Genomic DNA, 10,844 nt, shown 5'->3' with positions numbered 1-10,844 from the left:
CCCCGGGGCCGTTCAGCCCTGGTTCAGCCCTCTTCTGGTCCGGCTGTTCGCGTTCGCCTCCGCGACCCGGACGCTCAACACCTCCAGCACGGTGACCGGTTCGATGTGCTCCGGGTCGGCGTCCCACTCCCGGCCGCCTTGGAGGGGGCGCAGCTGGACGTACGGGCCGACCCCGCCCATCACCACCCCGATCCGGCCGAGCCGGGTGTCCCGTACGGCCTTTCCGACCTCGGGACGCTCCCCCTCCGGGGCCGCGCCCGCCCTGGTCCGCCCGGTCTGCCCGGTCGCCCCGGGTGCCTGGTGCTCCTCGCGCTCCGCGTCCGGCTCGTCCGGCCCGTCCGGTCCGGGTCGCCCGGTCCCGGTCACCGCGCGGCTCCCTTCGCGATGATCGCCGCCAGGAGCTGCGCGGTGCGGGCGGAGCACGGCCCGATGTGCACGAGCGTGTCCGGTCCCGCGTCCGGCCAGGGCGTACGGACCTCCACGGCGAGTGACACGACACCGCCCCGCCGGAGCGCCGAGACGAGCGTGTCCCGCGCTTGCAGGGCCTCCTCGATCGCGGACCGGAGGGAGGTGATGGGGGTGGGGTCGGGCCTTGCCGTGCTGGTGGCGGGGGTGTCGGCGGCGGCTCGTCGCGCTTCGTTCACGGTGGGGGCTCCTCTGACTTTCTCGGGATTCCGCTGCCCCGACGGCACGGCGTGGATTACCGTGCGTAGTCCGGACGTCACGAGGATGAATCCGGAGCAGTTCGCCGACGCCGTGGGTACGCGGTCGCCTCCCCGTCGCCGGGCGTTACTTCCACACCTTCCACCGACACCACGGAGGGGAGCCGACATGCCGCCGAGGCGGGTCATCACCGGTCGCAGCCAGGAGCCGCGCCAGCGTTTCGCTGAGGAGTTGCGTCTCTTACGCACCGGACGCGGAACGAGCCTGCGACAGCTCGGGGAGCGACTGGGCTGGGACTGGTCGCTGTTCGGGAAAATGGAGAAGGGCGACACGATCGGCAGCCCCGAGGTCGTCCAGGCCCTGGACACGTTCTACGGGACGCCGGGTCTGCTGCTGGCCCTGTGGGAACTCGCGGCCGGGGACAAGTCCCAGTTCCGCGAACGCTACCGCCGGTACATGAGCCTGGAGGCGGAGGCGGTGAGCTTGTGGCACTTCGCCGTGAGTGTGCTGCCGGGGCTGCTTCAGACTCCGGGGTACGCGCGTGAACTGCTCGCAGCAGGGGGATCCAAGGGCGACGAACTGACCCAGCAGGTCGAGGCGCGCATGGGTCGCCAGGAGCTGCTGGAGGGTGATGACGCGCCACCTTTCCGGACGATCCTGTCGGAAGCGGCGTTGCGGACGGCGTTGCGGGACACGACCGAGTGGCGGAAGCAGTTGGAACGCTTGGCCGAAATGGCCGAGCGTTCGGATCTCACGATTCAGGTGTTGCCACAGAGTGCGGGGCTGCACGGCTTGTCGACCACGGATGTGTGGTTCCTCAGGCTTCCGGATGCCCGCACGGTTGCATACACGGAGCATGGATACGGTGGCGAACTCATCGAGGAGCACGCTGTGGTGGAGCGCATGCAGCGTGCGTACGATGCGATGCGCGACCTGGCACTCTCCCCAGCCGAGTCGCAGAAACTCATCCTGCGTATGTTGGAGGAACTGCCATGCGACCCATCGATGTAACTGCCCTGAGCTGGCGCAAGAGCAGCCACAGCAATCAGGATGGTGGCGCTTGCGTTGAGGTCTCGGACGACGTCACCGCCGCTGTACCCGTGCGAGACAGCAAGAACCCGTCCGGTCCCGTGCTCGTCTTCCCGGCGGATGGCTGGTCGTACTTCATAACGGCGGTCAAGAACGACCATCTGAGCGCCTGAACCGAACGGCCCCCGTGATGGACTCACGTCCCGCACTCACGGGGGCCGTCGCTGTTGTCGGAGGCGCTACTTCTTGGCGGTACGCCGTCCACGGGTGGCGGCGACCGGGCGCCAGGCGCGCAGGTCGTCATCGGTCAGGCCGTGCTGGCCCTGGACCATCTGCCGGTCACCCTTGAAGTACGCGGCGGGTGACGTGCCGAAGTTCGCGTCGAACTCGTCGTGCCACTGGTCGAGCCAGGGCTGAAGCTCCAGCAGCCCGGCGAGCAACGGCGTCAGCTCCTCAGCGGTCAGCGCCTCGTGCGTGGCGATATACGCGGCCAGTGCGTACGCCTGCTCCTGATGGTCCCAGCCGGCCCAGCCGAACAGTTCGGGCGTGGCCACGTTGGTCTGCCCGTACGAGATGAACCGCTCCTTGGGCACATCCAGTTTCCCGCGCGCCCGCCAGTAGGACGGCCGCAGGAAGTCGGCCGAGGTGTACTTCGGCGGTACAGGGATGGCGTCCCGGATCTTCCGCTTGGCGGGCTCGTCCGGAGCGGCGTCCTCCTGCCGCTGGAGGTCCCAGACGTGCTCCCAGTCCTGGCGCTTCTTCAGCCCGGCGGGCTTGTAGCGCAGGGCGGCGAGGAATGGCACATGCTCGTCGGTCATCAACTCGGCGACAACGGCGGGCAGTTCCTTCCGGGGTGCGTAGATCTTGGCGACGGAGACGAAGTCCTCGTCACGGGACAGCGCGTCCGTGAGCCGCGAGAGCGTGACGAGCACGGGCATGTCGTTCTCGTCGAACCAGTGATCCCGGCTCTCAACCCGGTCCAGCAGCCAAGACCGGAGTGCCTTCTCCTGAAGCGAGTCCCACCCTTCGGTGGCCCACCGCCGCTTGTACTCCGGCCGCTCGATCATGCCGATGGCCCTGGACGACTCGATGGCATCTATTCGCTTCTGGACCACTTCACGGTAGGCGGTGGGCCAGTGGCCAGGGATCTCGGTGATGGGGGTGGACCCGTGCCGCTTAAACCACTCGCCACTGGCCTCGCCTGCGGCAACGCGCCTTGCGAGCACGATCTCGAAGGCACGCTCACCGAGGGCGAGTTCGGGGATGTCAGGGGATCCCGGGTCCTCGGAGACACGCAAGTCTTCAGGGTGCAGCTTGTAGAGCGAATAGACCTGCCAGTCCAACTCTTCTTGAAGGGCGATCATCCGAGCACGCACCGAAAGCCAAGTCACCCGGCCGGCACGAAGGGTAACTGCGTCGGGAGCAGCCTCGGAAGCTAGGACGGAAGGACTATTGAGAGTGAGTCTCTGAGAACAGAGGTCAAGCTCGGCAGCGAGAGAAGTGGGATATTCAACAGGGAGGGGGAATTCTTCAAGATTGGTCCCGGTGAACTCATACCGCTCTTCCCAGGCTTCACTTTGAATTCCACGCCCAAGGCCACTTCCGCCTTTCCCCTGACTAACTTGCTTGAGCCACAAACCGGCCGTAGAGCTGTTAAGCAATCCTGTCAGGCGCGAGTACTCCTCTTCACTCGCCCCTTCATTGAGCTTAACCATGGGGGCATGGCGGTTGAAGATCCTCCCACTTCGACTCAGCGCAAAGTGATTATGGGTCGCCACGAACGGAAACACGATCGAAAGCGGGGTGGCAAACTTCTCCCGATACACCTCTCTATATTCGTACCACCTGAATCCAGGAATTGTTTTGACGATTTTCCCAAAGCGCTTACGATTGCGCAAGAGTTGCCGATTCGGCCACAGGAAGGAAGCACTCCCGCCCAACTGATCCTCTGCTACAACATTCCAGTTTTCATCGTAGGGCCAAACTGTGGTAATTCCAGGAACCACTGTATGGTCGCGCACTGCTTCGCCGGTCACCATAGCAAGTTCATGCTCCACCCTCTGGCGACGTGCGGTTGCATGATCGGGCAGAAAGTATGCTCCATCCTCGCCAGAAATGGCCCCAAAGCCAATTCGGAGCGAAAGCTGTGGGCGCAGACGGCCCGCCATGACCATCTCCATTTGGGTGATCATCTCTCGCCCCCCAGCACCCAGAATCCAAGGGTGATCTTTAAAGAACTCTTCGCGAGGAAGGTCATCCACGGATACCCATTGGCTCGTCGATCCAGGTGCATCTACTTGCTTCACGATCGCATTCCAAACCAAGCCGTCCTGACCATTCTCTGGCATTGTGGGCTCGGCTTGCACGCTTCTTACCGTTCGGATGGTTGCCGATCGCGCACTCCCTTCTCGGCACCTACCGATGAGAATCACCGTCGGAGTGCCGTGGCCAGGGATATAGGCTCCGGAAGTGTCGACAATCTCTGTGAGTTCCGCGCGGTCACGAAAGTAACTCTCGACCAGTTTTGCACCAAACTCGCGCTTCATGAAAGAGTTAGCCGTGATCTGGCCCACCGTGCCGCCGTTGAATCCGCTGATATCGGCACATTTTGCCAGTTCGAAAAAACGCTCAGCGAATGGAACCGAAAGCGCATACTCCATGGAGCAACTCTTGTACAGTCCTCGATACAACTCGTTGAGCCTTTTGTCCTTCACCGTAATGTAAGGCGGGTTCCCCACCACCACGTGATACCGCCCCTGCTCCAAAATCCCAGGGTGCTCGTGCACGTCCTCCGTGGCATAGGCGAACGACGCCAGGTCGTCGCCCTCCCCCTCCTCGTCCCCACCCAGCGTCAGCTCCAACTGCCGGGCCTTGATCAGCGAGTCCCCCACCGCCAGGTGAATCGGCCATTCATACCTCGCGGCCTCCCCCATCGTCCGCACCCCACTCGCCGCCATCGCCGCAACCAGCAGCCGGAACCGGGCGATCGCCACCGCGAACGGGTTCAGGTCCACCCCATGCACCGAGTCCAGCGCCGCCCGGACCCGCTCGTGAAGGTCACGACCGGGCTGGCCCTCGCCCCACAGCCGCACCAGCCTCCGGAACGCACCGAGCACGAAGTGACCGGACCCGCATGTCGGGTCGATCATCTTCAGTCCCTCGTAGCCGAACTCCCGCACCGCCGGGTTCATCGTGCGGTCGAGGATGAACTCCTCCACGAACTCCGGGGTCTGGAGCAGGGCGTACGTCTTCCGGGCCGCCTCGCTCAGGTCCTGGTAGAGGTCGCCGAGGAAGCGGGTGTCCCAGCCCTCCGTACCGTCCTCGTTCAGCTCGTCCGTGAAGTCGTGGACCAGGACGCCCGTCTCGTCGCGCTCGCGCCAGAACGCGATCAGCTCCCGGGCGCCGTCGTGGGACAGGGGTATCTGGAACAGCGGGTTGTGCTTCCGGTCGAAGAGCAGACGGCCCGCCTGCCCCTCCCCCAGTTCCGCGAAGGACCGCTCCAGCCAGCCCCGGAACGTGGGGTCCTCGGCGGTCGACAGGTACTCCTCGTACCGGGCGAGGGCGAGGTCCCGGCGGTCGGCCTCCGGTGCCGTCACGTACGGCTCGGGAATCAGCCGGTTGTCCTCGCAGAAGCGGACGAAGACCGTGCCCAGCACCCAGGCGACGGCGACCTGGGTGACCCGCTCGTCCAGCCACGAGTTCCACGTTGCTGCCGTACGGCCCAGCTTGCGGGCCCGCTCATACTCGGCGCGCAGCCGGTCACCGACCTCGCCGACGGCTTTCACCTGCTTCGACAGATCCGTCTCGACCGCCTTGACCTGCTGCTTCAGGTCGTCCAACAGGGTCTTGCGGTCGATCACTTGACGTCTCCCTCGCCGTTGTCCGTGTCATCCGTGCTGTCCGTCGTCTCAGTACTGCCCGCGCGGACGGGACCGCCGCCCCGGTGCCGGTTGTCGACCCAGGAGTCGGGCAGTTCGATCCATTCGCCGAGGCCCGCCTGATACGCCACGGCGGTCTGGCCCAGCTTCGGCTCGCGGGACGGGTCGGCCTGCGGAACCAGCAGCCACAGCCCCCGCCCGCCCTGCCGGGCGGCCTCCGCGAGCCGGCCCAGGACGCCCATCGCGTCGTACCGGGCGAACACGGCCGCCTCCGTCAGCAGGACCGGGCCGGAGCCCGTGCCCGCGTCCAGCAGTTCCCGGACCCGGGGCTCCACCGCGCCCCACGCGGTCCGCGCGTACTCCGCGAACTTCATCGCGCCGCGTGAGCCCGGCTCCGCCGCGTCGGCCTTGAGCAGGGTTTCCCAGGTCGGCTTCGAGCCCTCGGGGGCGAGGGCGTGCATGGCCTCCAGGAACAGCTCCGTCATCGAGACCACCTGGGTGCCGATGCGGTCGGCGCCCAGTGCCCGTACGGCGTCCCGGGAACGGTTGCGGTGCACGGTCAGCACCCGGTAGCCGTCCCGGCGGGCGGAGGCGGTGAGGCGTTCCTCGGCGCGGGCCGCGCCCGCCAGCAGCGGGTCGTCCGAGTAGCGGGTGACGGCGCCGACATCGGTGGTCTGGCGCCAGGCTCCGGTGGTGAGATAGCTGGAGGCGCTGTCCATCCGGGTGGGGAGGTAGCGCGGGGTCCGGGTGTCCTCGCGGGTGGAGAGGGTGAGGTCGAAGCCGGCCTCGCGCAGCGCCTTGGTCAGGGGGGCGTCGGTCGGCAGCTCGTGGGTGGCGGTGCCGCGCGGGTCGCGCAGGACCAGTTCGGGGAAGCGGGCGCGCACCCGCTCGTGTATGTCGTCGGCGGTGACGCCTGGCTGCCGTCCTTCCGGCACACCGGGGATCAGCCGCACCAGGCCGGCCTGGGTGAGCCGCAGTGCCCGTACGAGCGGGAGGTCACGGCGGTAGATCTCCAGGCGGGGGGTGGCGGCGGCGTTGAGGGAGGCGGCGGCGGCCAGTTCCACCAGACGGCGTTCGTCCCACTCGACCGCGCCGGGCGCCGGGGGCAGTGCGCCCAGCTCGCCGAGGACGGTCGTCGCGGTGGGCAGGGTGTCCAGTTCGGCGAGCCGGTCCGCCCGGCGGCCCAGCCGCATCGCGTAGTCGAGGAGGCCCGGAGCGGTCGGGGTGTCGGGGGCGTCGCTCTCCCGGACGTCCAGGGCCAGCAGCCCGGCGCCCAGGGCCTCTTCGGTGGCCTTGCGGTTCGGCTGGTGCCGGAACTCGGCCTCGGCCGGTTCCAGTTGCTCCACCTCCACCACGGCCCGTACGGCGGCCAGCGCCATCGCCCTGCGCTGCTCGCGTTCGGAGAGCTGGGTTCCCCGTCGTACGGCGAGCGCGTCGGCGATCTCCGCGGCGGACGCGACCCGGCCGAGGCCCAGCAGGAGTTCGATGATCTCCTGGCGCAGGGCCTGCACGGCGGGGTGCTTCTTCCAGCGCTTGCGCTCCTCCTTCAGCAGGTGCGGGATACGCCCGGCCGAGAGGGCGAGGGCGTCCGCGACGTCCTTCTGCCTGGGCCAGACCCCGATGCCGGGCAGCTCGCCCCGGTCGTCGGGCAGCCGCAGCAGCAGCCGGACCATGTCGACCTTGTTGCGGTTGGCGCCGTTGTTGTTCAGTTCCGGTACGAAGATCGTGGCGAGGGTGTCCAGGCTGACCGTGCGCAGGGCGGAGCCGAGCGCGGAGCCGGTGAGGCCGCCCGCGCCCTCGGTGGCGGCGAGCCTGCCGAGTACGGCCGACTCGGCGGCGGAGAGCTGGGCCAGCTCCTCCTTCGCCTCGGCCCGGCCCCTCGGCGTCAGTGGTGACACCGGTGTCTCGCGCAGCCGGTCGCCCCACTCGCGCTGGCGGCGCTGTACCTCGCTCCGGGTCTTGGCGCCCAGGCCGGGGGCGTTGAGGAGTTTGCGGCGGCTGTAGTCGAGGAGCTGCCCGACGGTGTTGACACCCAGGCCGTAGAGGAAGGACTCGGCGGCCGGGGTGAGACCGGCGGCGGAGAGATGGGTGTCGCGGCCCGCCTGTGCGGCGAGCAGTTCCCGCTGCCGCTCGGCGGTGACCGGCTCGGCGTCCGCGATGCCCTTCCCGCCGGGCTGTCCCGGCTGCCCGGCGCCCGGGGACGCGGCCGTCTCGGGGTGGCGGGTGCGGTGGCTGGATCGGTGGCTCGACGGTACGGAACGCGCGGCGTCCAGGAAGATCTTCTTCCAGGCGTCCCGCATCGGCTTCAGCTCGGGGAAGCGGCGCCCGGCGTCCCGGTGCAGGGCCTTGTGGAAGAAGGCGACCAGACCGTCGCTGACGGCGGGGTCGAAGGCGTCGGCGGCGATCGTCGGGAAGGGGTGCTTCTTCGCGTCCGTCATCCGGGGCGGGACCGAGCCGTCGCCCCACTTGGGCAGTTCGCCCGAGGCCATCTGGTGCAGGGTGACGGCGACCGCGTACCGCTCGGCGTGGGCGTCGTAGGCGGTACGGGTCAGGGTGCCGATGAACGGGTCGAGATAGCCCTCGGTGCCCGCCTCGTAGTCCTTCGCCGGGTAGCCCGCGAGGGAGAAGTCGATGAGGACCAGCTCGCGGGTGCGGTTGGGGCGTACGCGGATGGCTATGTTGTCGGGCTTGATGTCCCGGTGCCAGACGCTCTCGCCCTCCAGGAAGTCGACAGCGCCGAAGAGGTAGTCGCCGTACGCCTCCAGTTCGTCGATGAGGAGGCGGCCCCGCTCGCGCAGCTGGCGGGCGACGGTCTCCTCGCGGCGGCGGGTGCGGGCGGTGCCCGGTTCGGTGCCGCCCGTGGGATGCGCGGCGGGAGCCTCCTCGCGTTCGTCGCCCACGTACTCCAGGGCGAGGACCGTGCGTCCCGCGATGTTCAGGGGTTCGGGCTCCACGAGGCGGATGACGCGGGAGTCCGGGCGCAGCCCGCCCATCACCCGGGCCTCGTGGACCAGGATCTGGCCCCGGCTGTCGGAGAGGGCGACCTTGAGCACGGCCAGCGGTCGTGCCCGGTGGGCCTCGGCCTCCAGATCACGGACGAGGAAGGCCCGGCTGGTCGAGCCGGTGCCCAGCCGGCGGCGGACCTCCCAGCGCCCGGCCAGCACATCGCCCGCGACGGCTTCCAGCGGGTCCTTCTCCGGGGCCTGGGGAGCGGGGGCCGCGGCCGGGGTGGTGAGGGAGTCCTCGACGAGTTCCAGCATCTCCAGGAACTCGTCCACCGAGGAGAGCCGCTGCGCGGGGCGGTAGGCGGTGGCCGCCTGCACCAGGTCGTCGATGTCCTCGGAGAGTCCGTCCACCAGGGAGCTGGGGCGCAGTCCCTCGCCTGCCTCCAGCCGGGCCAGCAGCTCCGCCTGGCTCGCCGCGGGTGCCTTGCCGGTGACCAGAAGATAGGTGAGAACACCCAGGCCGTACACGTCCAGCGAGACCGGGTCGGCGTTGAGCGCGGTCAACTCGGGGGCGAAGTACGGGTCGGAGCCCTCGGAGAGATGGATGGCCGAGAGCGCCGTCGGGGCGAATCGGGGTCCCCCGCTCTCACCGGTGCCGCCGGTACCGGTGGCGGTGCCGCGCTGGGTGGCGATCTGCCAGTCGGAGACCTGGAGGTGCGGGGCCGGCCAGGCCGCGTCCTCCCCGGCGGGGCCCGGGCCGCCCCGGGGCTGCGGCACCACATGGACGGACCGGGCGGCCAGTGCCCGGTGGTGGATACGGCTGGAGTGCGCGGACCGCATGGTCTCGGCGAGCTGCCGGACGAGCGCCATCCGGCCGAGGATGTCCAGCTTCTCCCCGTACTGGAGCAGATACTCGTCCAGGCGGAGGGTCGCCGGGTGGTAGTCGAAGATCAGCGCGGGGCCCGCGGAGTGCCCGGAGGGGTCGTACTGCCGGAGCTGGACGGCGCCGGGGTGGCGGAAGCGGCGCAGCACGGCCGCCTCCCGCCGGGCGGCGTTCTCCACGGACTGCCGTATCGAGGCGTCCGATCCGCGTTCGCGCAGATAGATGCGGACGCGGGCGGACTCGGGGAGTTCGGTGTGCCGGGCCAGGTAATCCGCCCAGGTCTGGCCGGAGTCGAAGGACTTGCGCTCCAACTGGTACGGGCCCACCCGGTACTCGGCGTCGCTGCGGCGGATGCCGATCCGCTCCAGGGCGGCCTTGGCCTCGCGGGAGCCGACGGCGGTGATGCGCCGGCGCTCGTCGCGCGGCGGCCGCTTCAGCATCTCGATCAGCTCGGGGACCGTGTGGACGCCGTGCTCGTCGTGGGCGGGGAGCCGTACGCGCAGTGCCGCGTCGGTGAAGCAGACGGCCTCGGCGACCCACACCCGCTTGCCGTGCTGCCCGAGCAGACCGGCCAGTTCCTTGGCCTTCTTGTTGACCAGGTGCAGCGGATTGCCGTGCGGGCGGCGGCGGCCCCCTGGGGTGATCTGCACCCAGGTGCCGTTCTCGCTGGTGACCGAGCCGTGCCAGTCCTTGAGCTCGATCATGTACACGCCCGCGGGGGCGATGACGAGGAGGTCGACCTCGCGGACGTGACCGGTGTTCGCGGTGAAGGTGAAGTTCGACCAGGCACGCCACGGGTCGGAGTCGGGCAACTGCTCCCTGATGGCTTCCAGGCCGCGGCGCTCGTGATCGAACTCGGACTCGGTGACCGTCGTCCACCGGCCTTCCCGCATGTACCCGTCCCCCGCTTCACTTCCGCCGCCGTGGTGCACAGAGCCGCCCGTCGCGGATACGAGACGGCCGGGGCCCTCCCCGGATCTTAACTGCGGCCTCCGGCATCCGGGCAGCCGCGACGAAAGGGACGGGCGGGGACGGGGCGGAAGGAAGGGTGCGGGGTGGCAGGAGAGGGGCGGGAGATGAAGGGTGGAAGAAGAGGTGTGCGTGCGGCCGCCCGTGCACCAACGCCTCATGACACCCGCTCACCGGTCCCGGGGCGGGTAACTGACTGGCCCCGAGGGCCGGATAGGGGGCGAACTGCTCGGTCACCGCCGCCGCCACGGCTGACGCGCCGAGGATGCCGTCGACCTCGATGACGCGGATGACGAGACGGCGGGCGCCGTGTGCCGCGTCCTCGGCGACCGGGCGGTCCCGGGCGACGCGGTTGGCCTGGGCGCGGGCGGGGTCGCTCACCGGGACGTCGAGGGCGCCCGCGCGGGGCAGGGTACGGAGTTGGTGCTGCCGGAAGTCCTCGGTGGGGACGAGGACGACCATCCGCCGGGGCGAGTC

At 69.1% G+C, this 10,844-nt stretch carries 6 protein-coding genes; 2 read left to right on the top strand and 4 right to left on the bottom strand.

Features of this window, described 5'->3' with window-relative positions; all coding sequences use genetic code 11:
- Positions 1-12: 12 nt before the first annotated feature.
- Entirely contained in the window at positions 13-366 is a 354-nt protein-coding gene (locus tag ACIBCM_RS22465) for a hypothetical protein (RefSeq protein ID WP_399245834.1), read from the bottom strand.
- Positions 363-644, bottom strand: a complete 282-nt coding sequence (locus ACIBCM_RS22460) for a hypothetical protein (protein ID WP_399245832.1) — start codon at positions 642-644, stop codon at positions 363-365. Before ACIBCM_RS22460 ends, ACIBCM_RS22465 begins: the two co-directional genes overlap by 4 nt.
- Positions 645-831: 187 nt before the next feature.
- Here ACIBCM_RS22460 and ACIBCM_RS22455 point away from each other — a divergent pair, with 187 nt between their 5' ends.
- Together ACIBCM_RS22455 and ACIBCM_RS22450 are read left to right on the top strand one after the other, a co-directional pair.
- Positions 832-1,674: a helix-turn-helix domain-containing protein gene (locus ACIBCM_RS22455; RefSeq protein ID WP_399245830.1), complete on the top strand. Its 843-nt coding sequence runs from the start codon at positions 832-834 to the stop codon at positions 1,672-1,674.
- Entirely contained in the window at positions 1,656-1,865 is a 210-nt protein-coding gene (locus tag ACIBCM_RS22450) for a DUF397 domain-containing protein (protein ID WP_399245828.1), read from the top strand. The genes ACIBCM_RS22455 and ACIBCM_RS22450 overlap by 19 nt, the downstream gene beginning before the upstream one ends.
- Before the next feature lie 66 nt (positions 1,866-1,931).
- Here ACIBCM_RS22450 and pglX read toward each other — a convergent pair whose 3' ends face one another.
- Positions 1,932-5,552 carry a BREX-2 system adenine-specific DNA-methyltransferase PglX gene (pglX, locus tag ACIBCM_RS22445; RefSeq protein WP_399245826.1) on the bottom strand — a complete coding sequence of 1,207 codons (3,621 nt, stop codon included), beginning with the start codon at positions 5,550-5,552 and terminating at the stop codon, positions 1,932-1,934.
- On the bottom strand, positions 5,549-10,291 hold the full coding sequence (gene pglW / locus ACIBCM_RS22440; protein ID WP_399245824.1) for a BREX system serine/threonine kinase PglW: 4,743 nt from the start codon (positions 10,289-10,291) through the stop codon (positions 5,549-5,551). Before pglW ends, pglX begins: the two co-directional genes overlap by 4 nt.
- Positions 10,292-10,844: the final 553 nt, after the last annotated feature.

Origin of the sequence: Streptomyces sp. NPDC051018, assembly GCF_044456085.1 — a bacterium.
Taxonomy (GTDB): Bacteria; Actinomycetota; Actinomycetes; order Streptomycetales; family Streptomycetaceae; genus Streptomyces.
Note: the sequence above shows the minus strand (reverse complement) of the source record. Positions and strands in the feature narration are given on the sequence as shown.

What these genes read in the sequence shown, in the direction of transcription:
- pglW (WP_399245824.1), bottom strand. Translation starts at nt 10,291, where the DNA reads ATGCGGGAAGGCCGGTGGACGACGGTCACCGAGTCCGAGTTCGATCAC.
- ACIBCM_RS22455 (WP_399245830.1), top strand. Translation starts at nt 832, where the DNA reads ATGCCGCCGAGGCGGGTCATCACCGGTCGCAGCCAGGAGCCGCGCCAG.
- ACIBCM_RS22450 (WP_399245828.1), top strand. Translation starts at nt 1,656, where the DNA reads ATGCGACCCATCGATGTAACTGCCCTGAGCTGGCGCAAGAGCAGCCAC.